Here is a 24,956-nt window from a genome sequence, read left to right on the forward strand (position 1 = left end):
CGGCACCGAGATCACCATCCACGCATGGCGTGGATCTACTGTGTATCCGCGCGGCCCCAGGGCGGTACCTTCCCCAGCGGACGCACGCGTATCATCGTCGCGAACGCCCTGATTTCCGGAGACACCGATGAACCCGCTGCGCCCCTTCCGCGACAAGATGCCCATCCTCGGCGAGCGCGTGTACATCGACCCGGCCTGCACCGTCATCGGTGACGTGGAGCTGGCCGAGGACGTATCAGTGTGGCCCGGCACGGTCATCCGCGGTGATGTCAATTACGTGCGCATCGGGGCGCGCACCAATGTGCAGGACGGCACGATCATCCACGTCAGCCACCACAGCCCCTACAACAAGGCCGGCTACCCGACCCTGATCGGCGAAGGCGTGACCGTCGGCCACGGCTGCATCATCCATGCCTGCACGATCGGCGACTACAGCCTGATCGGCATGGGCGCCTGCATCCTCGACGGTGCGCGCGTCGAGCGCCATGGCTTCGTCGGCGCCGGTGCGGTGGTCGGCCCGGGCAAGGTGGTTGGCGAAGGCGAGCTGTGGGTGGGCAATCCGGCCCGCCCGGCGCGCACGCTGAGCGACAAGGAGATCGAGTCGCTGCACTACTCGGCCGACCACTACGTGCGGCTGAAGGACGAATACCTGGGCTGAGCAGCCAACGCCGCCATGCGGCTCTGCTAAAGTCTGGGCCCGACCAGGACCTGTCGAGACCCCCATGCCTGTGGCTGCCTGCCGGAGAGGACTCCGGCGCCCACAACGAAGGCCATCGCACTGATGGCCGCACCGATGCTCGATACCTACCGCGAGGTGGTGACGCCGGAGGGTGTGCCGCTGCAGCTGCCGGCAGCCGGCCCGGTGCCACGGGCGATGGCGTGGCTGGTGGATCTGGGCGTGCGCATCGCGGTACTGGTGGTGATGTCGATTCCACTGGCACTGCTGGATTCGTTCGGCTCCGGGCTCGGCCTGGTGCTGATGTTCCTGGTGTACTGGGCCTACCCGATCGTCTGCGAAGCGCTGTGGGGCCGTACCCTCGGCAAGCGCGCGCTGGGCCTGCGCGTGCTTGCGCGCGATGGCGCGCCGGTAGGCTGGATGCCTGCCATCACCCGCAACCTGCTGCGCACCGTGGACATGCTGCCGTTCGGCTATGCACTGGGCCTGATCAGCAGCCTGTTCGATCCCCATGGCCGTCGCCTGGGCGATCTGGTGGCCGGCACCGTGGTGGTGCATGCGCCCGTGCTGTACCTGCCGCCTCCGCCCACCATCGACAGCGTGCTGGCCCCGCCGCAGCCGCTGCGACCGGAAGAGCAGGCCGCGCTGATGGCCTTCGCCGAGCGCGCGCCACGGCTGTCGGCGGCCCGCCAGCAGGAACTGGCCGGCATCGCCGAACCGCTGACCGGCACCCACGGCCAGGTCGGCGTACTGCGCTTGTATGCCATGGCCAACTGGCTGTTGGGGCGGCGATGAAGCAGGAGCAGTTCGTCGCCCGCTACCAGCAGGAATGGCAGGACCTGGAACACTGGCTGCTGCTGCGTGCTGGTGCTGCGCGCCGCACGCGGCGCAAGGCCAGCGCGCTGGCAGTGGACGACGCCGCCTTCCCGCAGCGCTACCGGCGCCTGTGCCAGCAGCTGGCACTGGCCCGCGAGCGCGGCTACAGCCCGCAGCTGGTGCAGCGCCTGCAGCAGTTGATGCAGCAGGGCCACAGCGTGCTGTACCGCACGCCGCCGACGCGCTGGCGCGGTGCACTTGAATTCCTGGTGGCCGACTTCCCGCTGCTGGTGCGCAGCCAGGCGCGCAGCATGTGGGTGGCACTGGCGATGTTCGCGCTGCCGGCGGTGGCCTGCTTCGTGCTGGCGCAGCTCTACCCGGACCTGATCCACATGGTGATGGACAACCGCCAGATCGCCGAGATGGAGCGCATGTACGATCCAGCGGCCGAGCGCCTCGGGCGTGACAGCGGCACGGACTGGATGATGTTCGGCCACTACATCCTGAACAACATCAGCATCGCCCTGCGTACCTTCGCCAGTGGTCTGCTGGCCGGCCTGGGCACGCTGCTGGTGCTGCTGTTCAACGGCGTGATCATCGGTTCGGTGGCCGGCCACCTGCAGCACATCGGCCATGGCGATCCGTTCTGGCGCTTCGTCGCGGGCCATGGTGCGTTCGAGCTGACCGCGATCGTGATCGCCGGCGGTGCCGGCCTGCAGTTGGGCATGAAACTGCTGGCCCCCGGTCGGCGCAGCCGCCTGGATGCCCTGGTCGAAGGCGGCCGCATCGGGGCCCGGCTGTGCCTGGGCGTGGCGTTCATGCTGCTGGTGGCCGCGTTCATCGAAGCGTTCTGGTCGTCGATTGCCGAAGTGCCGGCGTGGGGCAAGTTCAGCGTGGCCGGCGTGCTGTGGGCCGGCGTGCTGCTGTGGCTGTGGCGCGGCGGGCGCGGAGGCGGCAATGCGCATTGACCGCCTGGACGTGGCGCTGCGCGCGCGCAGTGGCTGGGAAGCAATGGAGCTGGGCAGCGCCCTGTCGCGCCGCCACGCGCGTGCGGTATGGGGCAGCTGGCTGCTGGCCAGTGCACCGCTGTTCGTGATCTTCAACGCGCTGGGCTGGTGGCTGGATGCGTTCGGCTGGGCCTGGCTGGCGATGTGGTGGTGCAAGCCACTGTTCGAGCGAGCGCCGCTGTACGTCCTGTCGCGCGGCATCTTCGGTGAGCCGGTGGGCGCGCTGGCAGCGCTGCGCGCGCAGCGCAGCTGGGGCAATGCAGGCTTCTGGGGCTACCTGGGCTGGCGCCGCTTCAGCGTGCTGCGCAGCCTGTGCCTGCCAGTGAACCTGCTGGAAGGCAACGCGCCGGCCCATCGCGGTGCACGCCGCCGCGCCGTGGCGGCCGGTGCCGCGGGCGCCGCCGTCGTGCTGACCGTGGCCTGCATGGCCTTTGAAGGGGTGCTGGTGTCCGGTGCGATCGGCGCGGTGTTCATGTTCATGCCACTGGAGCTGATGTCCGAATCATGGCGTGCCGCATGGGACATGATCGGCCAGGACACGCCTGCCTGGGCGCAACTGGGCTTCAACCTGGCGTGCTGGCTGGCATCGGTGCTGATCGGACCGTTCTATGTCGGCGCCGGCTTCGGCCTGTACTTGAACCGGCGTACGCAGATGGAAGCGTGGGACGTGGAGATCGCCCTGCGCCGCCTGCGCGAGCGGCTGCTGCCGGCAGCATCGACGCTGGCGCTGCTGCTGTGCCTTGCCCTGCCGCTGGCCTCCGCGCCAGTGCATGCGCAGGACGCGCAGACGGTCGCTGGGCAGGCCGGCGATGCCGAGGGGGACGAGGACAGCGCGGAAGAACCCGCCACTGCGGCCAACGACCCGGCCAATACGCCGGCGATGATCTTCGGTGCGGCGCCGGTGGACACCGCCGGTTTCCGCCAGGCGGTGAACCGCGCCTATGAAGATCCGCTGCAGCGCCCGACCCGCCAGGTCACGCGCTGGAAGCCGATCGAACAGGCCGAGGAAAAAAAGAAGGAAGACAAGGCGCTGCAGAGCGACGGCAGCAGCAAGGGCGAGCGCAGCAACCGCAAGGCCGGCATTGCCTGGCTGGCGCGCCTGGCCGAGTGGGGCCTGTGGGCCCTGCTGGGCGTCCTGCTGCTGGTGCTGCTGCTGACCGCACGGCTGTGGCTGCCGTGGCTGCGCGGCAGTGGCCGGCGCAAGGCCGACGCTGTACCGCAGGTGGTGGAGGAACAGGTGGAGCTGCCGGTCGTGCTGCCGCCGGACGTGGCCACCCAGGCCGGCCTGCTGTGGGACCAGGGCCGGCCGCGTCAGGCGCTGGCCCTGCTGTACCGCGCCAGCGTGCGCACGGTGGGCGAGCGCAGCGGCATCGCGCTTCCGCCCGGTGCCACCGAAGCGCAATGCCTTCGCGCCTCGCGGCGCATGCCCGATGCCACCGACCGTGACCTGTTCGCGCGCATCGTGCGCATGTGGCAGTACGCCGCCTACGGTGGCCGCCTGCCCAGCCGCGCCGATTTCGATGCACTGGCCGACACTCTGCGCCAGCAGTACCGGTGGCTGGCATGAGCCCGCGCCTGTTCTGGTCGCTGCTGCTGGGCGGGCTGGTGCTGCTCGGCGTACCGCTGACGATCCTCTACCTGCGCACGCATGAGCGGGTGACCGAGACCGTGCAGCTGCCGCCGCAGGGCGAAGCTGGCTACAACCCGCTGTACGTGCTTGGGCAGGCCCTGCGTGCCGATGGCATCGACGTGCACTCGCGGCCGCGGCTGGACCTGCAGCAGATGGCGCTGGGTCCGCGCGACACGGTGGTGCTGCTGCAGGACAGCAGCGAACTGCCGGCACCGGCGGCCAGGGCCCTGCTGGCCTGGGTCGATGGTGGTGGCCATCTGCTGGTGCGCACGCCGCCACCCGCAGAGGACGACGCCAGCAGTACGCAGGGACCGCTGCTGGACCAGCTGGGCGTGGACAGCCTGTACCAGCAGAGCGACTGCCAGCCGTTCCACGTCATCGACGATCCCAGCCATGTGGAGTTCTGCGGTGGTCGTCGCTTCACGCTGGGCTTCGCCGCCCGTACACACGCCGAACGGCGTTGGGGCAACGAGCGCAACCTGGTGTTCGCGCGACTGCGCCACGGGCAGGGCAAGGTGAGCGTGCTGGCCGACATGGAGTTCATGCGCGGCGAGGTGGATTCGCCGGCAGCACGCCTGGCGTCGGCTGCGGGCAAGGCCAGCGACGGCCTGCACGATCTCTCGCACCGCGACCTGACCCGCTATCTGCTCGATCCGAACTACGGCAAGGGCACTTTCTGGCTGGTCTACGCCAGCCGCCCGCCGTCGCTGTGGGCGCGCCTGTTCTACCAGGGCTGGCCGGTGTGGGCGCCGCTGCTGCTGGCCCTGCTGGGCTGGCTGTGGGGCCGTTCGCAACGCTTCGGCAGCCGCCTGCCGTCGCCGGTGCTGGAACGCCGCTCGCTGCTGGAACACGTGCGTGCCAGCGGCGAGCTGCTGCTGCGCTTCGGCCAAGGCGCGCGCCTGTATGACGCCGTGCTCGCCCTGTTCCTGCATCGCCTGCGCCTGCGCGCACCGGTGGCCGCCGCACTGGACGGCGCGCCGCGCGAACAGGCCATCGCCGAACTGCTGTCCTGGCCGCAAGGCCGCGTTGCCAGCGCGCTCACGCCCCCTCCGCCGCACGATTCCTCCGCCCTGCGCGAGCGCATCCGCTTGCTGCTCCAGATGAGATCCCTGCTATGACCGAAGTCCCCGAGCTGCCGGCGGCCGCCAACGCCCGCCTGATCGAACGCGTCGATGCCATCCGCGATGCCGTCGGCCACGCCTTCATTGGCCAGGCCGATGTACTGGACCAGATCCTGGTGGCGCTGCTGGCCGGTGGCCACGTGCTGATCGAGGGCGTGCCCGGGCTGGGCAAGACCCTGCTGGTGCGCGCACTGGCACAGGCCCTGGAACTGGATTACGGCCGCGTGCAGTTCACCCCCGACCTGATGCCCAGCGACGTCAGTGGCCATGCGGTGTACGACCCGAAGAGCGAGAGCTTCAAGATCCGCCGTGGCCCGGTGTTCACCAACCTGCTGTTGGCCGACGAGATCAACCGTGCGCCCGCCAAGACCCAGTCGGCACTGCTGGAAGTGATGCAGGAAGGCCAGGTGACCATCGAAGGCAAGGCGTTCACCCTGGCGCCGCCGTTCATGGCGCTGGCCACGCAGAACCCGCTGGAGCAGGAAGGCACCTACCCGCTGCCGGAGGCACAGCTGGACCGCTTCCTGCTGAAGGTGCTGATCGACTACCCGCAGCTGGAGGACGAGAAGCGCATGGTGACCGCGATCACCAGTGGCCGCGCCGCCAGCGATTTCGACCTGAGCCAGGTGCCACGCGTACTCGGTGCCGGCGAACTGCTGGAACTGCAGCGCGCCACCGCGGCGATCACCGTCGATGACGAAGTGATCGACTACGCAGTACGCATCGTCGCGGCGACCCGGCAGTGGCCGGGCATCGCGGTCGGCGCCGGCCCACGCGGCAGCATCGCGCTGGTGCGTGCCTCGCGTGCGCAGGCGGTGCTGGCCGGCCGCGACTTCGTCACGCCGGACGACGTGCGCGACATTGCTCGCCCGGCACTGCGCCACCGCATTGCACTGGCCCCGGAGCTGCAGATCGAAGGCCAGGACGCCGACGACGTGCTGGGCGCACTGCTGGCCAAGGTGGAAGCACCGCGCCGATGAGGCCTGCCCCGCTGCTGCTGGCGCTGCTGCTGGCCTGGGCCGCCTTGGGCGGCCTGGTGCTGGGCGGGTTGCTGCCGCGCTGGAGCTGGGCGCTGGCCGCCGTGGCCATCGCGCTGCCTGCACTGTTCGACCTGTGGCGCCAGTCGCAGCGCCCGTCGCCGCAGGTACAGCGCGAACTGCCCGAAGCGCTGGCGCTGGGCGTGCGCCGCGAGGCGGCGCTGCGGCTGCAGGCCGAGCAATCGATGACGGTGCAGGTGTTCGACCTGGTCCCCGGCGGCTGGCCGCTGGAATCGCTGCCACAGCGCGTGCGCCTGCGGGCCAGTAGCGCCTCCACGCTGCACTACCACCTGCAGCCGCTGCAGCGTGGGCACTTCCGCTTCGAAGGCGTGCACCTGCGCATGCGCTCGCCGTGGCGGCTGTGGTGGCAGCAACGCACGCTGCCGCCCGCACTGGACGTGCGGGTCTATCCGAATTTCGTGCCGCTCACGCGCTTTGCGTTGTTCAGTGCCGACCAGGCCTCGCGGCTGGTCGGTGCACACGTGAAGCGCCGCCGTGGTGAAGGCACCGACTTCCACCAGATGCGCGAGTACCGCGTCGGCGACAGCCTGCGCCAGCTGGACTGGAAGGCCACCGCGCGTGCGCGCAAGCTGATCTCGCGCGAGTACCAGGACGAGAAGAACCAGCAGTTGCTGCTGATGCTCGACAGTGGCCGGCGCATGCTGGCCAGCGAAGGTGGTCTCTCGCACTTCGACCATGCCTTGAATGCCTCGCTGGTGGTGGCCTACCTGGCGCTGCGCCAGGGCGATGCCGCCGGCCTGTTCGCTGCCGGTGGCGAACGCCGCTGGGTCGCGCCGCAGCGCGGCATGGGCACGGTCGAGCACCTGCTGCGCGCCAGCTACGACCTGCAGCCACGCGCGGTGGCCACCGATTACCTGGCCGCTGCCACCGAGGTGTCGCTGCGCCAGCGCCGGCGGGCACTGGTGATGCTGGTCAGCAACGTGCGCGACGAGGACATCGAAGACCTGCTGGCGGCGGTGCGCCTGCTGCAACGGCGCCACCTGGTGTGCGTGGCCAGCCTGCGCGAGCGCGAGCTGGACGGCGTACTGGAGGGGGACGTGCAGACGCTGGAGGACGCCACCCAGGCCGGTGCCGCGGCGCTGTACCTGCAGCAGCGCGCGAAGGCGCACGAAGCGCTGCGCAGCGAGAAGGTGATGGTGCTGGACGTCACCGCCGACGCCCTGCCGGGCGCGCTGGTGGAGCGCTACCTGGCGGTGAAGCGCGAAGGGTTGCTGTAACCCTGCGATTGACCGGCGCCGAGCATGGACTCGGCTCTACAGACGGCCTGATTCCTGTAGCGCCGAGCCCATGCTCGGCTGTCGGCCAGCGGCCGGCACTACCCTTGCAGCAAGCGACGCTGCAACCGCTCCACCGCACGCTGCAGCAGCGCCCGGTTGCGGGCCAGCTTCATCCACTGCGGCAGGCGCGAGAACATGGATCGATGATGGCCGCGGCCCTCGCGCAGCGTCGCGCCCGCGTATTCGTGCAGTGCCTGCAGATGTTCGGCGTTGTAGGCCCACAGCAGGCCCGCGCGGGTCGATTCGACCAGGCGCAGCGGCAGACCGAAATGCGGATCGGCAGGCTCGGCGTCACGCAGGGGACGCGTCAACACCGTGACCTCGGTGCTGCGACCGCACTGTGCGCATCGGGCGGGGAAGGATGCAGGCGCGGGGATGCCGGCGGGAATCGGCCGACACACATGCAGCCACTGATGCCCGCAGAATCCACAGGGCTGGCGGCCCAGAATGCGGACCGCACCCACCCAGTCGCCGCTGTCCAATGCAGCGCTGCAAGCGGTGCAGCGGAAACGCGCGGTCCATCGATAGGGTTCCCAGCGGGCGATCACCCAACCGGGGGCATCGCAGCGGTGGCAACGCACCGCGACGCGGTCCGCGAAGGCCTGCAGGCTGCGCCCGTCATCGAAATGCCGGCCCGGCGCGGGCGTGGCACGCCCATGCCGGCCAGGCCAACGCCGCACCGTCATCAGACGTAGATCCGCGTCGGCGCCTCGTCGACGATCGCGTGCGGCACGAACCGCGCACTGTCGCGGGTGATCGCGCTGTCGTCCTCGCGGATGCCGATGCCGCAGGCGTGGTCACCCACCACCCAGCTGCCGATCAGCGGGTAGCCACCTTCGAAGCGGGTCAGCGGATGGGCGCGCTGGATGATCGCCGGGCCGTCATAGGGACCGTCGCTGCGCTGGGTGCTGCCATCGGCCAGGTGCATCTCGATGTTGGCACCTTCGCGCGAGAACAGCGGCTTGCGCACCCAGCCCGGGGCCAGCGTGCTGCCGTCATCGAAGTGCGCCTCCAGCAGGTTCGGATGGCCTACGTTGCGCTGCCACAGCAACGGCAGGATGCCCTTGTTGCTCAGCACTGCCTTCCACGCCGGTTCCAGCAACTGCACGCCCGAACCGGGCAGCGCGCGGCCGAACTCTTCGGCCATCAGGTCTTCCAGCGGGTACAGCTTGAACAGCGTGCCGATCACCGAATCATCCAGCGCGGTGAAGCGGCCGTCCTCGGACAGGCCGATGTCCTCGATCGCGATGGCCTGGCCATGCAGGCCGGCCTGCGACGCGCAGTCGCGCAGGTAATCGACCGTGCCACGGTCTTCTTCCGAGCTTCCCACCGCGCTGAAGTACAACGGCGGCGGCAGCTGCGTGGCCAGTTCGCCGAAGCGCTCGACCAGCGCCTCATGGATCGCATTGAACTGGTCGGCATGCTGCGGCAGGCGGCCGGCGTTGCGCTGGTCTTCCAGCCACTGCCACTGGAAGAAGCTGGCCTCGAACAGCGAGGTCGGCGTGTCGTAGTTCAGCTCGTACAGCTTGGCCGGACCGGTGCCGTCGTAGGCCAGGTCCAGGCGGCCGTAAAGGTGCGGCTGGCGCTGGCGCCAGCTGTCGGCGATCCAGTCGCGGTAATGCGACGGAATCGCCAGCTGGTCCATCAACCGCTCGCTGCCGATGACATCACCGACCAGGTCCAGCGCCATCTGGTGCAGCTCGGCACTGGGGTCTTCGATGTCCTGTTCGATCTGGCGCAGGGTGAACGCGTAGTACGCGCTTTCATCCCAGTAGGGCTGGCCATCGATGGTATGGAAACGGAAACCCGCTTCCTCCGCGCGTGCCCGCCACTGGGCACGCTCGGCAATCCGGATGCGCTGCATGGGTCGATCAGCCGCCGTAGCTGCCGCTGGTGCTGCGGCGTGCGCTGGTGTTGCCGAAGCCACCACGGCTGGCAGTGACCGCACGGTTCGGTTCGCTGGTGACCGGTGCCAGACCGGCCTTGCCGGCGCCGATGCCGCTGGCGGTGTTCAGGCCACCGGTGCCGCCCGGTGCCGGGCGCGCCCAGCCAGCGTTCTTGTCCTGGTATGCCGGTGCCGACGCCGGCGCCTGCGGGGCGAGGCCGCCGCGGTTGCTCAGCATCTGCGACATGAAGAAACCCATCATCATCGGGCCGATGAACGAGGTGCCGGCCGAGGTGTGCTGCTGCACGCACTGCTCCGGCTTGTAATCCTTCTCGCAGGCTTCCTTGCTGGCGTACTTCGGCGCCGCATCGGCGGCCTGCTTCTGCGCTTCGGCAAAGGCATTGCGGCACGACGACGGATCACCGGTGGCCTCGGTGCAGGCCTCGACCGAGGTGTACAGGCCTTCCTGCACCTTCACCTCCGGCTCCTTCTGGCAGGCGGTGAACAGCAGCGGCGCAGCGCTCATCAGCAGCAGCGCGGTGGTGCGGGAACGTTTCATGGCCTCATGCCCTGTCGACGGATCAATGCCCCAATGATGCCAAATCCGGGCCAGCAACCGGAATCGGCAAAGTGGGAAAGATGAACGGCCTTTCATTTTCGTCGGCATTGGGGTCAGAGCCCATCGCGCTGCGATGGGATCCGACCCCGGGCGGCACACCGCACTGGTAGGTGCCAACCTTGGTTGGCACACGCCCTGCGGCGCCGCGCTATGCCCGGCGCGCGCAGCCAAGTCTCCGGCGAGAAGCCCCCTTGTTGTTCAAGGGGGCGCGCCGCAGGCGCGGGGATAAGGGGAAATGCGCGGACCACCAAGCCGCTGCAAGCGGTGAAGGTGGTTGCAGCAGCAACCGAAAATATTGGCCATGATCGGCTGACCCCCACGTCGTACGGCCCGCCCGTTCCGCCAGCCATGCCCGAATACCGTTCCCGCACCTCCACCGCCGGCCGCAACATGGCCGGCGCCCGCGCCCTGTGGCGTGCCACCGGCATGAAGGACGGCGACTTCCACAAGCCGATCATTGCCATCGCCAACTCCTTCACCCAGTTCGTGCCCGGCCACGTGCACCTGAAGGACCTCGGCCAGCTGGTCGCGCGCGAAATCGAACAGGTCGGTGGCGTCGCCAAGGAATTCAACACCATCGCCGTGGACGACGGCATCGCGATGGGCCACGACGGGATGCTGTATTCGCTGCCCAGCCGCGAGATCATCGCCGACGCCGTGGAGTACATGGTCAACGCGCACTGCGCCGACGCGCTGGTGTGCATCAGCAACTGCGACAAGATCACCCCCGGCATGCTGATGGCTGCGCTGCGCCTGGACATCCCGGTGGTGTTCGTCTCCGGCGGGCCGATGGAAGCGGGCAAGACAAAGCTGTCCGAGCACAAGCTGGACCTGGTCGACGCGATGGTGGTGGCCGCCGATGACAGCGCCTCCGACGAGAAGGTCGCGGCCTTTGAACGCAGCGCCTGCCCCACCTGCGGCTCCTGCTCGGGCATGTTCACCGCCAACTCGATGAACTGCCTGACCGAAGCGCTGGGCCTGTCGCTGCCCGGCAACGGCACTACGCTGGCCACCCATGCCGACCGCGAGGCGCTGTTCCGTCGCGCCGGCCGCCTGATCGTCGAGCTCTGCCATCGCTGGTACGGCGGCGAAGACCCGAGCGCGCTGCCGCGCGGGATCGCCACCCAGGCCGCGTTCGCCAACGCGATGACCCTGGACATCGCCATGGGCGGCTCCACCAACACCATCCTGCACCTGCTGGCCGCAGCGCAGGAAGCGGAGGTCGACTTCGACCTGACCCACATCGACGCGCTGTCGCGACGCGTCCCGCAGCTGTGCAAGGTGGCGCCGAACACACCGAAGTACCACATCGAGGACGTGCACCGCGCCGGCGGCGTGTTCGGCATCCTCGGTGAACTGGATCGCGCCGGCCTGCTCGATACCACAGTGCCGACCGTGCACAGCGCCAGCCTGGCCGAAGCGCTGGAACGCTGGGACGTGGTGCGCAGCGACAACAACACCCTGCATACCTTCTTCAAGGCCGGCCCGGCCGGCATCCCCACCCAGGAGGCCTTCAGCCAGGCCACGCGCTGGCCCGCGCTGGACCTGGACCGCGCCGAGGGCTGCATCCGCTCGCTGCAACATGCGTATTCGCTGGAAGGTGGCCTGGCTGTGCTGCGAGGCAATCTGGCCGTCGATGGCTGCGTGGTGAAAACCGCCGGCGTGGACGAATCGATCCATGTGTTCGAAGGCCCCGCACGCGTCTACGAAAGCCAGGACGCCGCCGTCGCCGGCATCCTCGCCGACGAGGTGCAGCCGGGCGAGGTGGTGGTGATCCGCTACGAAGGGCCGAAGGGCGGCCCGGGCATGCAGGAGATGCTGTACCCGACCAGCTACCTGAAGTCGAAGGGACTGGGCAAGCAGTGCGCGCTGCTCACCGATGGCCGCTTCTCCGGTGGCACCTCGGGGTTGTCGATCGGCCACGTTTCGCCGGAAGCGGCCAGTGGCGGCGCGATCGGGCTTGTGGAAGACGGTGACCGCATCCGCATCGACATCCCGGCCCGCCGCATCGACCTGTTGCTGGATGAGGCCACGCTGGTCCAGCGCCGCAGCGAGGCCGATGCACGCGGCTGGAAACCGCGTGCGCCGCGCCCGCGCAAGGTCACCAGCGCGTTGAAGGCCTACGCCCTGCTCGCCACCAGTGCCGACAAGGGCGCCGTACGCAACACCGCCCTGCTGGGCGATTGATGCCGATCCGGTAGTGCCGGCCGCTGGCCGGCATCTTAAAAAAAGGGACGGAGGGGATTAAGTCGTTTGAGGCACAAACGACTTAATCCCCTCCGTCCCCTTTTTTCAGCCGATCACGCGCTTGAACGGCGGCAGCGCGTCGATGATGCGCTTGCCGTAGCGGCGGGTCAGCAGCCGCGAATCGAGGATGATCACGCGGCCGGTGTCGGTGGAGGTGCGGATCAGGCGGCCGGCGAACTGGGTCAACGTGCGAAGCGCGTGCGGAATGGCGATCAGGTTGAACGCATTGAGCCCGCGGCCCTCGAACCATTCGCTGAGGGTGGCAGTCTGCGGATCGGTCGGCACCGCGAACGGCACCTGGGTGATCACCACCGTGGTGCACGCTTCACCGGGCAGGTCGAGGCCTTCACCGAACGAGTTCAGGCCGAACAGCACCGAACCCTCACCCGCTTCGACGCGGCGCAGGTGTTCTTCGATCAGCCGGGTCTTGGACATCTCGCCCTGTACCAGCACCTGCTTGCGCCGCGCGGCCGGCATCAGCCCGGCCACCTTTTCCATCTTCCAGCGCGAGGTGAACAGCACCATCGAGCCCTTGGCCCAATCCAGCTCGGTGTCGAGGTAGCGCGCCACTTCGCGGGGATGGCCTTCGCGGTCGTCGGGGGTGACCGGGAACCTGGGCACGATCAGCTCAGCCTGGTTGGGCAGGTCGAACGGCGACGACAGCGAGACCATCTCGGCCTCTTCCGGAATGCCGTTGTCGATCGCCAGCGACTGGAAATCGCCACCGCCGGTCAGCGTCGCCGAGGTCATCACCACCGAGTCCACCTCATCCCACAGCAGCTTGCGCAGCACGTGCGCGGCCGATACCGGCGAGCCGTGCAGCACCAGGTCGCCGTCGCGGGTGGCGGTGACCCAGCGCGCCATCGGCGGCGCGCCGTCCCTGTCCTCGCGGCGCCAGGCCTGCCACAGGTTGTACTGTTGCTCGATCATTTCCAGCGCCATGCCCAGGTTGCGCTGCAGGCGCTCGCGCGCGGCATCGTCCGGCTTGCCCTTGGCCACCTGCGCGGTGGCGGCATGCGCCCAGTTGTAGAGGCTGCGGGTCTCGTCGGCCAGTGCCTCGATCGGCTCGCGCCAGGCCTCCGGCAAACGGCCGTTGGCCGCGCGCCACATCGGCTCCTCGTCCGCTGGCGCCGGCATCCACACCCGCTCGATGTGATCGCGGAACGCGCGCAGCTGCTTGGCGACGTTGCTGGCGACCTCGATCGCTTCGTTCGGCAGCAGGTTGCCGAGGCGGTCCTTGTCGACCGCGCGGTAGGCACCGGCAATCAGGATCTGCAGGCGCCCGGTGCGCTTGGCCATTTCATCCAGCGCCAGGCTGGCCGCGCCCTGGTCGATCGCCACGTTGCCGATGTGATGGCCTTCGTCCAGCACCAGCAGCATGTCCGACGGCGGCGCGATCAACGGCTGGCCGTTGTCACTGTCGCCGATCGACAGCGCCGACAGCAGCAGCGCGTGGTTGGTGACCACGATCTGCGCATCGCGCACGGTGTTGCGTGAACGCAGCACCGCGCACTGCGCCGAATACGCACAACGGCGCCCGGCGCAGCCCGAGGCCGGCGTGGTGATGCGGCTGCGCAGGCCGGGACTGATGGTCTCCGGCGCATTGTCGATATCGCCGTCCCAGCTGCCGCCGGTGAAGGCATCGGTCAGGCGCTTGGCGATGTCCATCTCGATCGGCGCCAGCGGCCGGTCGAACAGTGGTGCTTCATCCTCGAACATGCCGCCCTGCGAGCCCTCGCCCTGTGCTTCGGCGGCGTTACGCGTGCACAGGTAGCGGGTACGGCCCTTGGCCAGCGCCACGGTTGCTTCCAGGCCGGTGGCCTTGAGGAAATTCGGGATATCGCGCTCGACCAGCTGCGACTGCAGCGCCACGGTGCCGGTGCTGATCACCAGCTTCTTCTTGCTGGCCAGCGCAATCGGTACGCCCGCAGTGAGGTAACCCAGGCTCTTGCCGACGCCGGTCGGCGCCTCGACCACGCCAACGCCGCCGCTCTTCGACAGCGCGCGTGACACCACGCCGATCATCTGGCTCTGCGAGCGGCGGGTGGAGAAGCCGGGAGTATTGGCCTGCAGCGTCGTGTACGCCTTGCGGATCGCGTCCTTCAAGGGGTCATCGAGCGTGCGCGGAGCGGCGACGGTTTCGGTCACGCCGGGAATTACCGTGGCTGGATCGGGCCGGTCATTGTCGCATGGCCGGCCATGTCCGCCGCCGCTGGCTGCCTGAACGGGGCAGCGGCGACGCCCGGCGGCTGGATGAACACGCCGGACGCTGCTGGCGACGGCCCTGGGCCGTCACCGCGGTGTCACTGCACCGCGTTGCCGCGCAGCCGCAGCAGGCGCACCAGCGCCCACACCAGCAGCACCACGCCGATGGCCTCGACCATTGCCAGCGCGAAATGCAGCACGCCGAGGATGGCGCTCAGGCTCGACACGGCACTGAAATCACCACTGCGGACCATCCACATCGGCAGGATGCCCGCCGCCATCCCACCGAGGCTGGTCAACAGCAACAGCAGCAGGCCGACCAGGGCGCCGGTGCGGGTCGAATCGCGCGGCGCACCGACCACCCAGACCAGGCCGACGCACAGCGCGATCAGCACCGGCAGGCGCACACCGACCATGCTCAGCACGGTCACCATCAAGGTCGTGCCGTCCATCGATCAGTCCTCGCCGGCCAACACAGCCGGGCCCTGGCGCAGCGCCTGGTAGACCTCGTCGGTCTGCGGGCGTACGCCGTGCCACTGCAGGAAGCTCTCGGCAGCCTGTTCGACCAGCATGCCCAGGCCATCCACGGTGTTGCGGCAGTTCGCCGCGCGTGCCCATGCCAGGAAGGCGATCGCCGCCTCGCCGTAGTTCAGGTCGACGGCGGTGGTCATCGAGTTGACCAGCGACAGCGGCAGCTTGAACTCGACGTCGCGGTCGCGGCCCGCCGAGGTGGCGTTGACGATCAGTTCAAAGTCGCCCAGGTCGCGCAGGTCCTCCCAGTAGCGGCTGATCGCGCGGCCCGGTTCGCCCATGGCATCGATCAGCTCGTCGGCACGTTCCGGCGTGCGGTTGACCACCACCAGTTCGGTGATGCCGGCATCGAGCAGCGCCGGGGCGACGCTGCGCGCCGAGCCACCGGCACCGATCATCAGCACGCGACGGCCGCGCAGGTCCAGGCCGTGGCGGTCGGTCAGGTCGCGCACCAGGCCGATGCCATCGGTGGTGTCGCCGTGCCAACGGTCGCCCTTGCGCAGCAGCGTGTTGACCGATCCGGCGCGGCGCGCCCGTGCGGTCAGCGTGGTGCACACCGAGAACGCGGTTTCCTTGTGCGGCAGGGTGACATTGGCACCGACACCGCCCTCGGCAGCGAAGGCCTCCAGGCCGGCCAGGAACGCCTCCGGGGCCAGGTCGATCGCGCGATAGTCGATGGCGATGCCTTCCTGGCGACCGAACGACGCATGGATCTGCGGCGACTTCGAATGGGCGACGGGGTGTCCGAAGACGGCGTAACGGTCGGTCATGGAATCCTCAAGCTGGCTAGACTGATGCTCTGTTCGTGCATGGAACCGGATGATGCGCATCACCCCGCCCCTGCTGGTGCTTGCCGCCAGTCTACTCTCTGCCCCCGTGGCGATGGCGTTGAACGAGTACGGCATCGAAGGCATGGGCGTGGTCTCGACCCGCGCCAACGAGGGTCGCGCCACGATCAGCGCCGATGGCCAGCGCATCGTTTTCGCCCGCCGCGACGAAGCCGGCTGGGGCCTGTGGGAGGCACGCGTGGTCGACAGTCGTTGGCAGCAGGCACAGGCACTGCCGGTCGGCGTGGCCGGTGAAGCCCGTGATCCCTACTTCAGCCGTGATGGCCGCTGGCTGTTGTTCGCGGCCGGCCGCGAGGGCGCGCTGGCGCTGTACCGCGCTGCGCTGGCCACCGATGGCCGGCTGGGCCCAGCGCAGCCGCTGGGCGGTGACGGCGGGCGCCGGGAAGAGCGCGGACCGGCCCTGAGCGCGGATGGCAAGCAGCTGTTGTTTGCCCGCCAGCAGGGCCATGGCGCCGGCTGGGACCTGTTCGTAGCGACGCTGGATGCGCAGGGCCTGCGTGGCCCGGCCACCGCACTGAGCGCGCTGAACAGCGCCGACGACGAGACCGACGGCGACTGGCTGGGCCATGACGGCGCCGTGGTGTTCAGCCGCGGCCACGGCAGTACCGCGCAGGTCTGGAGCAGCGGCTGTGCGTGGAGCGGTGTGGCGCTGCAGCCGCTGGGACTATCGTTCAACCAGGCCGGCGGCTGGACCGGCGCGCCGGTGATCGACAACGCCAGGCCCGGCGAGATGATGGTGGCCAGCAGCGCGGCAAAGGCGCCGCGCGCCGGTGGCGTGGACGTGTACCGGTTGGCGGTGCCCAGGGTGGCGGCGGTGGCCGGGTGCGTGCGGTAGATCCACGCCATGCGTGGATGGCGCCCGCGAAGGGGTCAGAGCCCTTTCCTGCGGAAAGGGATCCGACCCCGGGGATTGCCCGTCAGCGCGACAGCACCTTGGCGCGCAACTGCTCGTACTCCATCTCGCTCAGCTGGCCGTTGTCCTTGCGCTGGTTCAACGCAGCCAGCTCGGCCTGCACGCTGTCCGGCAGGGCCTGCTCACGGGCTACGTGGCGGGCGGCGGAAAGCTGCTCCGGCGGGCGCTTGCCCGCCCGCCAGGCGGCGATGAAGACACCGACGATGATGGCACCGAACACCAGGACACCGGTGCCCCAGATCAGCCATTGCATCCATCCCAGTTCGGGTCCCATCGCGCAGTCCTCCGTCTATCGTGGCGCTATTGTCAGCGCTCGCGCAGCCATCGCGCCACCTGCGGCGCGAAATAGGTCAGCACGCCATCGGCACCGGCCCGCTTGAAGCCCAGCAGCGACTCCAGCACGCAGGCACGCTCGTCCAGCCAGCCGTTGGCGAAGGCGGCCTTCATCATCGCGTACTCGCCACTGACCTGGTAGGCGAAGGTCGGCACGCCGAACGTGTCCTTCACCCGGCGCACCAGGTCCAGGTACGGCATGCCCGGCTTGACCATCACCATGTCGGCGCCCTCTTCCAGGTCCAGCGCGATCTCGCGCAGGGCCTCGTCGCCGTTGGCCGGGTCCATCTGGTAGGTCTTCTTGTCGGCCTTGCCGAGGCTGGCCGCGCTGCCCACCGCATCACGGAACGGGCCGTAGAACGCCGAGGCGTACTTGGCCGAGTAGGCCATGATGCGCACGTTGATGTGGTTGTCGGCATCCAGCGCACGGCGGATCGCGCCAATGCGGCCGTCCATCATGTCCGACGGCGAGACGATGTCCACACCGGCCTCGGCGTGCGACACCGACTGCTTGACCAGCGCTTCGACCGTGATGTCGTTCAGCACATAGCCCTTGTCGTCGATGATGCCGTCCTGGCCGTGGGTGGTGTACGGGTCCAGCGCCACGTCGGTCATCACGCCCAGTTCCGGGAAGCGCGACTTCAGCGCGCGGATCGCACGCTGCGCCAGGCCGTCCTCGGCCCACGCCGCCGACGCGTCCAGCGACTTCAGCGACGGGTCGATCACCGGGAACAGGTCGATCACCGGAATGCCCAGTTCCAGCGCTTCTTCGGCCACCTTCAGCAGCTCTTCGATCGACAGCCGCTCCACGCCCGGCATCGACGGCACTGCGGTGCGGCCCGCCAGTTCGTGCACGAACACCGGGTAGATCAGGTCGTCGGTGGTCAGCGTGTTCTCGCGCATCAGGCGGCGCGAGAACTCGTCGTGGCGCATGCGGCGCGGGCGGTAAAGCGGATGGGACATGGCAGGCTCCGAGGAGTGGCTATTGCAACAGGTAACCCTGCGGCAGCAGGGGTTCGGGCAAGGGGCGTTCGCCGAGCGCGTCGAGCTGGTCGATCTCGATCGTGCGCACCAGCGCGTCCAGCGGCAGGTCGTTCGGCTCCAGGCCGAACGGGTCTTCCATTTCTTCGCCCAGCTGGTCCAGGCCGAAGAAGGCATAGGCCAGCACCGCCGACAGCACCGGCGTGCCCCAGCCCAGCGAACTGGCCAGGCCGAACGGCAGCAGCACGCAGAACATCCACGCGCAACGATGCAGCAACAGGGTGTAGGCGAACGGCAGCGGCGTGGTGAGGATGCGCTCGCAGCCGGCCTGGATCGACGACATCGCGTGCAGGCGCTCCTCCAGCTGGGTGTAGAGAATCGGATCGAGCTCGCCGGCGCGCAGCGCCTGGGCCAGCTCGGCAGCGATCATCGACAGCAATGCATCCGGCACGTTCTCGCGCTGGCCCAGCTGCTCGCGTTGCGGCTTGTCCAGCCATGGCAAGGCGGCCAGGGCCACGACGCGTCCACGCAGGCGCGCGGCCAGCGCATGGGCGAACGCGGTGGTGAGGTACGCGATGCGGCGACGGCGGCCGCCGTCATCGGCCAGCAGCAGGTGCACCTGGCGGGCCAGCGAACGTGATTCGTAGACCAGCTGGCCCCACAGCTTGCGGCCTTCCCACCAGCGGTCATAGCAGGCGCTGTTGCGGAAGCTGAGGAAGATCGACAGGACCAGGCCGAGCAGGGTGAACGGCGTGACCGACACGCGTTCGATGCCGGTCGGCGGGGCCAGTTCCACCACGGCCGCCACGGCAATGGACAGGATCAGGATGGCCAGCACCTTCGGCGCGATCGCTTTGACGATCGAGCCGCGCAGGATGTACAGCAGTTGCCAGCCGTGGGGACGGGGTCGGATGATCATCGGGCAGCCGCGCCAGGCGCGGAATCACAGACACGCGGGGGGCTCGCGCAGCCGCTCATTGTACGCCCCTGCCCGGCCAGCAGCCGTGTACCTGCGACGCCCGGTCGCACCGGGTGCCGGGATTCAGATCACGCCGCCGCCCAGGCCCAGGCGCAGGATGCCGACCACCACCACGATGCCGTTCAGCACCAGCCCGGCCCAGGCCCGACCGCGCTTGGTCGGGTGGGTAAACAGGATGCCCAGCGCGGCGATCACCGCGCCGACGGCGGCGAACGGGATCAGGAACCAGTTGCCCCAGCCAAGCAGCGGAATCAGCGCCAGGATCATCCACAACAGCGCCAGTACGCCCCACAACAGACTGATCACGCCCATTCCGCTCTCCCGCAGTTGGTTCCTGTCTGTCCACCATAGTCGTTCACGCGGTCGCCGCCTACTGCCGTTGGCGGGGCTGTCACCCGACGCGTGCTAGCGTGCTGCCGTGGGTGCCCGGGCCCGGGTGTTGGCGCCGATTCAGAGTGGCCCACCGAAGATCGCAACCAGTCCTACAGGGGTCGTGCCATGAACATTCGTTGGGCCGCGCTGGCGGCCATCCTGCTGGTCGCCGCCGGTTGTGCCAGCACCTCCAAGGTCATGCTGGGGCGCGCCCGCGCGCCGATCGATCCGGCACTGGTGCAGATCTATTCCACGCCACCGGCCGGCTCGCAGGAAATCGCGCAGCTGGAATCGGCATCTGCCGTGGGCTTCGGCACACAGGGCCAGACCGATGCCGCGGTGGCACGCCTGAAGCGTGAAGCGGCGGCACTGGGCGCCAATGGCGTGGTGCTGATGGGCGTGGGCAGCAGCGGCTCACCGGTGGGCATGTCGGTGGGCGCCGGCACCTTCGGCTCGCATGTGGGCGGTGGCGTCGGCATCGGTATTCCGACCACGCAGAAGCGCGCCGCCGGCGTGGCGATCTGGGTACCCAATCCGGAACCGCCGGCACGGTTGCCGACCCAGGTGATCACGCCGCAGCGGTGATGCAGTAGATCCACGCCATGCGTGGATGGACATTGACGCACGGGGTCAGAGCCCTTTCCTGCGGAAAGGGATCCGACCCCGGCGCGGGCATCACTTGTACTTCGGCACGAACACCTTGTTCACCGCGTCGGCCAGCTGGTCCGGCGGCAGCAGGCCCTGGTCGAGCAGGAAGTTGTTGAACGCCAGGCGGTCGAACTTCGCGCCCAGTGCCAGCTCGGTCTGCATGCGCAGTTCGAGGATGCGGGTGTAGCCATAGAAGTAGCTGCCCGCCTGGCCCGGCATACGCACCATGTAACGGTCCAGTTCCTGGGTGGCCATCGCCTTGGACAGGCCGACCTGCTCCATCAGCACACGTTCGCCGTTGGCGCGGTCGGTCAGGCCGAGGTTGAGCATCGGGTCAAGCATTGCGCGTGCGGCCCGCAGCAGGCGGAACTGCAGGGCGATCATCTGCCCGTCCAGCGGCTCGTACGGCACCATCTCGGCCTCGGCATACAGCGCCCAGCCTTCAACATTCACCGAATTGAACGCGAACATGGTGCGTGCCAGCGAGACACCACGCTCGACCATCGCGGTGAACTGCAGCTCGTGGCCGGGGCGGCCTTCATGCGCGCTCAGCGTCCATGCCGCCGCACCGAAGTTGAAATCGTCGTATTGTGCGCCCGCGCCCGCCGCCGGGTTGCCCAGCGGCAGCACGAAGGTGCCCTGCTGCCCGGTGTTGTTGACCAGCGGTGCCGGCAGGAAATGCGGGGCCGGGCTGGCCGCGCTCTCGGCGGCCGAACCCAGGCGCATCTGCATGGCGCGCTTGGGCACTTCGACGATGGCATGCTCGCGGATCAGCGGATCGATTGCATCGATCACCTTGCGGTAGTGCCCTTCCAGATGGTCGTCGGCGATCTTGTCGGCCTTCAGCGCGCGGATCACCGCCACCGGGTCACTCGGGTCGGCCACCTTCAGACCCTTGTCCTTCACCACCAGCGGCGCCAACTGCTGCATCGCCGAGCGGGTTTCCATGAACTCCAGCTGCGCGCGCTGCATCAGCAGCTTCGGATCGATATCGATACCGACCTGCTTGAGCTGGTAGGCGTACAGCGGCGCCGGCAGGCGCGCATCGGTGCGTGCCTTCGGCAGCACGTCCTTGCGGGTCCAGGCGGCGTAGTCCTTCATCTGCCCGGCCAGGGCCTTCATCGCCTCATCGGCGCCGGCGATCTGGTACTTCTTCAGCAGCGACTCGATGCCGGTGATGTACGTCTCGACATTGTCCAGCGATTGCTGCACTTCGATCTTCGTCGGCTGCAGCAGGCTGCCGTCCTTCAAGCGCTCTTCGTAACGCTGGCGGGCCAGCGTGGTAAACGCGGTGCCACCCGGCTGCAGCCCGGCGTAGGCCTTGAGGCGGTCGATCGCCTTGGCCCGGCGCTCGGCCGGCACCTGGTCGGACAGCAGCAGGTTGAGGCCGCTGAAGATGGTCTGCGGCGCGTCACTCCATGGCAGCAGGTACTTCTCGTTGAGCTCGCTGCCTTCGATGTTCTGGTTGGCGGCGTGGATCATGATCTCCAGGTCCTGGCGGACGTTGGGATCCTGCTCGGTGGCCAGCTTGGCTTTCAGTTCATCGCGGGCCTTGGCCATCGCGGCGCGGTAGCGCTTGCCATTGTCCGCACCGAGGTCGGCCACCTTGTCGTCATAGCCGGGCACGCCGAAGAAGCCGGTTTCTTCCGGCTGGAACGGGCCCTGCGCATCAAGCAGGATCTGCGCCAGTGCGTTGCTGCGGGCCACCCAGGCCGGGCTGGCCGGAGTAGCGGCCTTGGCGGCGGGTGCCGCCAGCGCCGGCGGTGCGGACATCAGCGGGGCGGCAGTCAGGGCCAGGGCAACGGCCAACGCGATCGGCTTCATGGTGCACTCCAGGACAGGGTTGCCCGCACCCTACGCGCTCAGCGCTGTGGCGACAATCGGCCGGAGGTCACAACGCCGCGGCCAGCGGGCATTCGCCGCGTTCGCGGCAGGCCTGCAGCTCGCATTCCTGCGCGGCCTCGTCATCATCCAGCGCGGTCAGGTCGAACGTCTGCTTGTTCTCGCCCAGCACATACATCACCGGATAGTCCCATACGTCGTCGCTGCGGGTGCCCTTCACGAACAGCCGGCCGCGCGCGCGCGGGCCTTCCAGGGCCACGGTCAGGCCGACGTCGCGCTGGCCGTTGATCGCGGTCTGCATGCTGCCCAGCGGCATCGACTCGGCACGCAGCGGCTCGCCGAAGGCTTCCACCAGTTCGATGCTGCATCCAGCGCGGCGCATCGCCTCGCGCATCGGCGGGCTCTCGCGTGCGGCCTCGCTCCAGCGCAGCACGCTCCAGGCCACCACGCCACCGGCACCGGCCAACACCAGCAGCACGGCCAGCGGCATCGCCCAGCGCCAGTGACGGGACCACCAGCCGGCAGGCTTCGGGCCATGGGTGGGAATCGACGGCGGCAGTGTCATCGGCGGGCTCCTTCCCGTTTGTGCATCAGGGCTTCAGGCAGCGTCCCAGGAAGGCTTCGGCCACACGGTAGCGATGCAGGGCATCGGCGCCGGACAGGCCATGCTTGGCACCCGGATAGGTCATCAGCTCGAACGGCTGGCCGCGCTTCTGCAGCGCGCTCATCAGGCTGGTCGAGTTGGTGAACAGCACGTTGTCATCGGCCATGCCGTGAATCAGCAGCAACGGCGAACGCAGGCCGTCGATATGGGTCAGCACGCGCGCTTCGCGGTACCCCGCTTCGTTGCGCGCCGGCAGGTCCATGTAGCGTTCGGTGTAGTGGCTGTCATACAGGCCCCAATCGGTGACCGGTGCGCCGGCCACGCCACAGGCGTACTGGTTCGATGCCTTGGCCAGCAGCATCAGAGTCATGTAACCGCCGTTGGACCAGCCCTGCACGCCGATGCGCGCCGGGTCCACCCACGGCTGCTGCTTCAGCCAGGCCACGCCGCGCAGCTGGTCGGTCACTTCCACCGTGCCCTGCTTCCCGTACAGCGCACCACCGAAGTCGCGGCCCCGGCGCGGAGTGCCGCGGTTGTCCAGCGAGAACACCACGTAGCCCTGCTGGGCCAGGTACTGGTTGAACAGATGGTCGCCGCGGCCGGGCCAGCTGTCGGTGACGGTCTGGCTGGCCGGGCCGCCGTAGACGTACACCGCCACCGGGTAGCGCTTGGACGGATCGAAGCCGGCCGGCTTGATCAGGCTGTAGTTCAACGGGGTCTTGCCGTCGGCAGCCATCAACGTGCCGAACTCGACCGGGCGCTGCGCATCGCGGTAGCGCGCATAGGGGTGCTTGGGATCGGTCAGGTCGTTCTCGACCAGCGTGGCGATCTTCTCGCCGTTGGCGCGGAACAGTTCGATCTGCGGCGGCGTGGTGCTGTTGGACCAGCTGTCCACGTAGACGCTGGCATTGCGGGCGAAGCTGGCGCTGTGCATGCCCGGCGCCTTCGACAGGCGCTGCGGCTCACCGCCCTGCAGCGACACCGCGTAGATCTGGCTTTCGCGCGAGGTCTCGATGCCAGCACGGAAGTAGGCCTTGCCGGCCTTCTCATCGACCGCCAGCAGTTCGTCCACCGGCCAGTTGCCATGGGTCAGCGCAGTGGCCTTGCCCTTGCCATCGATGCGGTACAGGTGCTGGAAGCCGGTGCGCTCGGACGACCACAGCACGCTGCCATCTTCAAGGAAGCGCAGGCTGTTGTGCAGCGGCACCCAGGTCGGGCTGGTCTCGTGAGCGAGCACGCGCTGGCGGTTGGAGTCGAGCGCCACTTCGACCAGGTCCAGCTGCTTCTGGTCACGCGACTGGCGCTGGAAACTCAGGTGCTGCGCATCGCGCCAATCGACGCGGGCCAGGTAGATGTCCTGTTCCTTGCCCAGGTCGATCCAGCGCGGCTGCGCATCGGCGGCCGGTGCGATCACGCCCAGCTGCACGCGCACGTTGGCGTCGCCGGCGGCCGGGTAACGCTGTTCGATCACGTCGGTGCGGTCGGCATAGACCTCGTAGCGCTTCTGCACCGGCACCGGCGCCTCGTCGATGCGGGCGAAGGCGATGGCCGAATCATCCGGCGCCCACCAGTAACCGGTGTGGCGATCCATTTCCTCATCGGCGACGAACTCGGCCACGCCGTTGCCGATGGTGGTGCTGCCGTCGCGGGTCAGCTGCAGCTGCTTGCCACTGGCCAGGTCGATCACCCACAGGTTGCGGCCGCGGATGAAGCTGACGAAGCCGCCCTGGGGCGACAGCTTGGCGTCGGTGGCGAAGCCTTCACCGTGGGTCAGCTGGCGCACGGCCGCCTGGCCATGCTGCTTGAGGTCGTACAGGTAGAGTTCGCCGCCCAACGGGAACAGCAGGCGCTGCGCGTCCGGCGACCACTGGTAATCGACGATGCCGGTCATCGCGGCGATGCGCTGGCGCTCGCGTCGGGCCTTTTCCTCATCGCTGAGGGTCTCGGTGCCGGGCAGCACGACCTTGGAATCAACCAGCAGGCGGGTCTGGCCGCTGCCGATGTCGTAGGTCCACAGGTCCAGCTGGTTGCGGTCGCTGTCCTTGCCGCGCAGGAAGCTGACCTGCGAACCGTCCGGCGCCACCTTGGGCTTCATCAGGGTCGGGCCGGACAACGGCAGGGGGCCGGTGATGGCTTCCAGGGTCAGTTTTTCGGCGTGGGCGGCGGTACTGGTGGCGAGCATGAGGGCAAGCGAAGCGAACAGGTGGCGCATGGAGGATCCCGGCAAACGGCAGGTCCGCCTCCACGCGGGGCGCGGGACGGTCGTGCCCCCATCCTAACCAAGCCCGTGCGGGAAGGCAGCATGACCTTCTGCCCATAAGCAGTGCGGACGAGTGCCGACCAACGGTCGGCACCCACCTTCAG

General features: G+C 68.7%; 23 protein-coding genes. 10 read left to right on the forward strand and 13 right to left on the reverse strand.

Features of this window, described 5'->3' with window-relative positions:
• The first annotated feature begins 127 nt into the window (after positions 1-127).
• From PEM_RS17380 to PEM_RS17410, 7 genes are all read left to right on the forward strand, one after another.
• The gene (locus tag PEM_RS17380; RefSeq protein WP_005420152.1) at positions 128-658 is read left to right on the forward strand and encodes a gamma carbonic anhydrase family protein; all 531 of its coding nucleotides are present in this window, start codon (positions 128-130) and stop codon (positions 656-658) included.
• A 123-nt stretch (positions 659-781) separates the two neighbouring features.
• Entirely contained in the window at positions 782-1,471 is a 690-nt protein-coding gene (locus tag PEM_RS17385; RefSeq protein ID WP_005420157.1) for an RDD family protein, read from the forward strand.
• The gene (locus tag PEM_RS17390; RefSeq protein WP_065177881.1) at positions 1,468-2,460 is read left to right on the forward strand and encodes a stage II sporulation protein M; all 993 of its coding nucleotides are present in this window, start codon (positions 1,468-1,470) and stop codon (positions 2,458-2,460) included. Before PEM_RS17385 ends, PEM_RS17390 begins: the two co-directional genes overlap by 4 nt.
• Positions 2,450-4,066: a DUF4129 domain-containing protein gene (locus PEM_RS17395; protein WP_111129530.1), complete on the forward strand. Its 1,617-nt coding sequence runs from the start codon at positions 2,450-2,452 to the stop codon at positions 4,064-4,066. The genes PEM_RS17390 and PEM_RS17395 overlap by 11 nt, the downstream gene beginning before the upstream one ends.
• Positions 4,063-5,247, forward strand: a complete 1,185-nt coding sequence (locus tag PEM_RS17400) for a DUF4350 domain-containing protein (protein WP_005420168.1) — start codon at positions 4,063-4,065, stop codon at positions 5,245-5,247. The genes PEM_RS17395 and PEM_RS17400 overlap by 4 nt, the downstream gene beginning before the upstream one ends.
• Positions 5,244-6,230, forward strand: a complete 987-nt coding sequence (locus PEM_RS17405) for a MoxR family ATPase (protein WP_005411535.1) — start codon at positions 5,244-5,246, stop codon at positions 6,228-6,230. The genes PEM_RS17400 and PEM_RS17405 overlap by 4 nt, the downstream gene beginning before the upstream one ends.
• Positions 6,227-7,525, forward strand: coding sequence for a DUF58 domain-containing protein (locus PEM_RS17410; protein WP_005420169.1), 1,299 nt, complete (start codon positions 6,227-6,229; stop codon positions 7,523-7,525). The genes PEM_RS17405 and PEM_RS17410 overlap by 4 nt, the downstream gene beginning before the upstream one ends.
• Before the next feature lie 98 nt (positions 7,526-7,623).
• Here the strand turns inward: PEM_RS17410 and PEM_RS20515 are convergent, their stop codons facing one another.
• The 3 genes from PEM_RS20515 to PEM_RS17425 form a co-directional block, all read right to left on the reverse strand.
• The gene (locus tag PEM_RS20515; protein WP_231109070.1) at positions 7,624-7,899 is read right to left on the reverse strand and encodes a hypothetical protein; all 276 of its coding nucleotides are present in this window, start codon (positions 7,897-7,899) and stop codon (positions 7,624-7,626) included.
• A 371-nt stretch (positions 7,900-8,270) separates the two neighbouring features.
• The gene (locus PEM_RS17420; protein ID WP_065177878.1) at positions 8,271-9,449 is read right to left on the reverse strand and encodes a glutathionylspermidine synthase family protein; all 1,179 of its coding nucleotides are present in this window, start codon (positions 9,447-9,449) and stop codon (positions 8,271-8,273) included.
• Positions 9,450-9,456: 7 nt separating this feature from the next.
• The gene (locus PEM_RS17425; RefSeq protein ID WP_005420172.1) at positions 9,457-10,029 is read right to left on the reverse strand and encodes a DUF1190 domain-containing protein; all 573 of its coding nucleotides are present in this window, start codon (positions 10,027-10,029) and stop codon (positions 9,457-9,459) included.
• 408 nt (positions 10,030-10,437) lie between these two features.
• Between PEM_RS17425 and ilvD the strand changes: the two genes are divergently transcribed.
• Complete coding sequence (gene ilvD, locus PEM_RS17435) at positions 10,438-12,276, forward strand: dihydroxy-acid dehydratase (RefSeq protein ID WP_111128493.1); 1,839 nt, start codon at positions 10,438-10,440, stop codon at positions 12,274-12,276.
• 105 nt (positions 12,277-12,381) lie between these two features.
• On the opposite strand, the gene dinG is transcribed toward ilvD, so the two are convergent.
• From dinG to aroE, 3 genes are all read right to left on the reverse strand, one after another.
• The gene (gene dinG, locus PEM_RS17440; RefSeq protein WP_111128495.1) at positions 12,382-14,484 is read right to left on the reverse strand and encodes an ATP-dependent DNA helicase DinG; all 2,103 of its coding nucleotides are present in this window, start codon (positions 14,482-14,484) and stop codon (positions 12,382-12,384) included.
• A gap of 155 nt (positions 14,485-14,639) precedes the next feature.
• Positions 14,640-14,993, reverse strand: a complete 354-nt coding sequence (locus tag PEM_RS17445) for a hypothetical protein (protein ID WP_111128497.1) — start codon at positions 14,991-14,993, stop codon at positions 14,640-14,642.
• 3 nt (positions 14,994-14,996) lie between these two features.
• Entirely contained in the window at positions 14,997-15,842 is an 846-nt protein-coding gene (gene aroE / locus PEM_RS17450; protein ID WP_005420177.1) for a shikimate dehydrogenase, read from the reverse strand.
• A gap of 49 nt (positions 15,843-15,891) precedes the next feature.
• On the opposite strand from aroE, the gene PEM_RS17455 reads away from it, so the two are divergent.
• On the forward strand, positions 15,892-16,755 hold the full coding sequence (locus PEM_RS17455) for a PD40 domain-containing protein (RefSeq protein WP_111128498.1): 864 nt from the start codon (positions 15,892-15,894) through the stop codon (positions 16,753-16,755).
• Between the two features lie 82 nt (positions 16,756-16,837).
• Here PEM_RS17455 and PEM_RS17460 read toward each other — a convergent pair whose 3' ends face one another.
• The 4 genes from PEM_RS17460 to PEM_RS17475 form a co-directional block, all read right to left on the reverse strand.
• Positions 16,838-17,107 (reverse strand): hypothetical protein, encoded by a 270-nt coding sequence (locus PEM_RS17460; protein WP_005420179.1) that lies wholly within the window; start codon positions 17,105-17,107, stop codon positions 16,838-16,840.
• A gap of 32 nt (positions 17,108-17,139) precedes the next feature.
• Positions 17,140-18,129 carry a porphobilinogen synthase gene (gene hemB, locus PEM_RS17465; protein WP_005420181.1) on the reverse strand — a complete coding sequence of 330 codons (990 nt, stop codon included), beginning with the start codon at positions 18,127-18,129 and terminating at the stop codon, positions 17,140-17,142.
• A gap of 19 nt (positions 18,130-18,148) precedes the next feature.
• Complete coding sequence (locus tag PEM_RS17470) at positions 18,149-19,066, reverse strand: bestrophin family ion channel (RefSeq protein ID WP_111128500.1); 918 nt, start codon at positions 19,064-19,066, stop codon at positions 18,149-18,151.
• Positions 19,067-19,189: 123 nt separating this feature from the next.
• Complete coding sequence (locus tag PEM_RS17475; RefSeq protein ID WP_005420185.1) at positions 19,190-19,438, reverse strand: hypothetical protein; 249 nt, start codon at positions 19,436-19,438, stop codon at positions 19,190-19,192.
• Between the two features lie 186 nt (positions 19,439-19,624).
• Here PEM_RS17475 and PEM_RS17480 point away from each other — a divergent pair, with 186 nt between their 5' ends.
• Positions 19,625-20,083 carry a hypothetical protein gene (locus PEM_RS17480; RefSeq protein WP_005420187.1) on the forward strand — a complete coding sequence of 153 codons (459 nt, stop codon included), beginning with the start codon at positions 19,625-19,627 and terminating at the stop codon, positions 20,081-20,083.
• 90 nt (positions 20,084-20,173) lie between these two features.
• Here the strand turns inward: PEM_RS17480 and PEM_RS17485 are convergent, their stop codons facing one another.
• The 3 genes from PEM_RS17485 to PEM_RS17495 form a co-directional block, all read right to left on the reverse strand.
• On the reverse strand, positions 20,174-21,970 hold the full coding sequence (locus PEM_RS17485) for a DUF885 domain-containing protein (RefSeq protein ID WP_111128502.1): 1,797 nt from the start codon (positions 21,968-21,970) through the stop codon (positions 20,174-20,176).
• A gap of 67 nt (positions 21,971-22,037) precedes the next feature.
• On the reverse strand, positions 22,038-22,553 hold the full coding sequence (locus PEM_RS17490; protein ID WP_111128505.1) for a cytochrome c oxidase assembly factor Coa1 family protein: 516 nt from the start codon (positions 22,551-22,553) through the stop codon (positions 22,038-22,040).
• Between the two features lie 25 nt (positions 22,554-22,578).
• Positions 22,579-24,804 carry a S9 family peptidase gene (locus tag PEM_RS17495; RefSeq protein ID WP_111128507.1) on the reverse strand — a complete coding sequence of 742 codons (2,226 nt, stop codon included), beginning with the start codon at positions 24,802-24,804 and terminating at the stop codon, positions 22,579-22,581.
• Between the last annotated feature and the right edge of the window lie 152 nt (positions 24,805-24,956).

The organism is Stenotrophomonas sp. Pemsol, from assembly GCF_003586545.1.
Lineage (GTDB): Bacteria > Pseudomonadota > Gammaproteobacteria > Xanthomonadales > Xanthomonadaceae > Stenotrophomonas > Stenotrophomonas sepilia.

Excerpts from the sequence above, each read along its gene's own strand:
- PEM_RS17460 (WP_005420179.1), bottom strand. The coding sequence starts at position 17,107 with ATGGGACCCGAACTGGGATGGATGCAATGGCTGATCTGGGGCACCGGT.
- PEM_RS17475 (WP_005420185.1), bottom strand. The coding sequence starts at position 19,438 with ATGGGCGTGATCAGTCTGTTGTGGGGCGTACTGGCGCTGTTGTGGATG.
- hemB (WP_005420181.1), bottom strand. The coding sequence starts at position 18,129 with ATGTCCCATCCGCTTTACCGCCCGCGCCGCATGCGCCACGACGAGTTC.
- PEM_RS17390 (WP_065177881.1), top strand. The coding sequence starts at position 1,468 with ATGAAGCAGGAGCAGTTCGTCGCCCGCTACCAGCAGGAATGGCAGGAC.
- aroE (WP_005420177.1), bottom strand. The coding sequence starts at position 15,842 with ATGACCGACCGTTACGCCGTCTTCGGACACCCCGTCGCCCATTCGAAG.
- PEM_RS17425 (WP_005420172.1), bottom strand. The coding sequence starts at position 10,029 with ATGAAACGTTCCCGCACCACCGCGCTGCTGCTGATGAGCGCTGCGCCG.
- ilvD (WP_111128493.1), top strand. The coding sequence starts at position 10,438 with ATGCCCGAATACCGTTCCCGCACCTCCACCGCCGGCCGCAACATGGCC.
- PEM_RS17385 (WP_005420157.1), top strand. The coding sequence starts at position 782 with ATGGCCGCACCGATGCTCGATACCTACCGCGAGGTGGTGACGCCGGAG.
- PEM_RS17400 (WP_005420168.1), top strand. The coding sequence starts at position 4,063 with ATGAGCCCGCGCCTGTTCTGGTCGCTGCTGCTGGGCGGGCTGGTGCTG.
- PEM_RS17445 (WP_111128497.1), bottom strand. The coding sequence starts at position 14,993 with ATGGACGGCACGACCTTGATGGTGACCGTGCTGAGCATGGTCGGTGTG.
- PEM_RS17420 (WP_065177878.1), bottom strand. The coding sequence starts at position 9,449 with ATGCAGCGCATCCGGATTGCCGAGCGTGCCCAGTGGCGGGCACGCGCG.
- PEM_RS17480 (WP_005420187.1), top strand. The coding sequence starts at position 19,625 with ATGAACATTCGTTGGGCCGCGCTGGCGGCCATCCTGCTGGTCGCCGCC.
- PEM_RS17395 (WP_111129530.1), top strand. The coding sequence starts at position 2,450 with ATGCGCATTGACCGCCTGGACGTGGCGCTGCGCGCGCGCAGTGGCTGG.
- PEM_RS17410 (WP_005420169.1), top strand. The coding sequence starts at position 6,227 with ATGAGGCCTGCCCCGCTGCTGCTGGCGCTGCTGCTGGCCTGGGCCGCC.
- PEM_RS17485 (WP_111128502.1), bottom strand. The coding sequence starts at position 21,970 with ATGAAGCCGATCGCGTTGGCCGTTGCCCTGGCCCTGACTGCCGCCCCG.
- PEM_RS17495 (WP_111128507.1), bottom strand. The coding sequence starts at position 24,804 with ATGCGCCACCTGTTCGCTTCGCTTGCCCTCATGCTCGCCACCAGTACC.
- PEM_RS17455 (WP_111128498.1), top strand. The coding sequence starts at position 15,892 with ATGATGCGCATCACCCCGCCCCTGCTGGTGCTTGCCGCCAGTCTACTC.
- PEM_RS17405 (WP_005411535.1), top strand. The coding sequence starts at position 5,244 with ATGACCGAAGTCCCCGAGCTGCCGGCGGCCGCCAACGCCCGCCTGATC.
- PEM_RS17490 (WP_111128505.1), bottom strand. The coding sequence starts at position 22,553 with ATGACACTGCCGCCGTCGATTCCCACCCATGGCCCGAAGCCTGCCGGC.
- PEM_RS17470 (WP_111128500.1), bottom strand. The coding sequence starts at position 19,066 with ATGATCATCCGACCCCGTCCCCACGGCTGGCAACTGCTGTACATCCTG.
- PEM_RS17380 (WP_005420152.1), top strand. The coding sequence starts at position 128 with ATGAACCCGCTGCGCCCCTTCCGCGACAAGATGCCCATCCTCGGCGAG.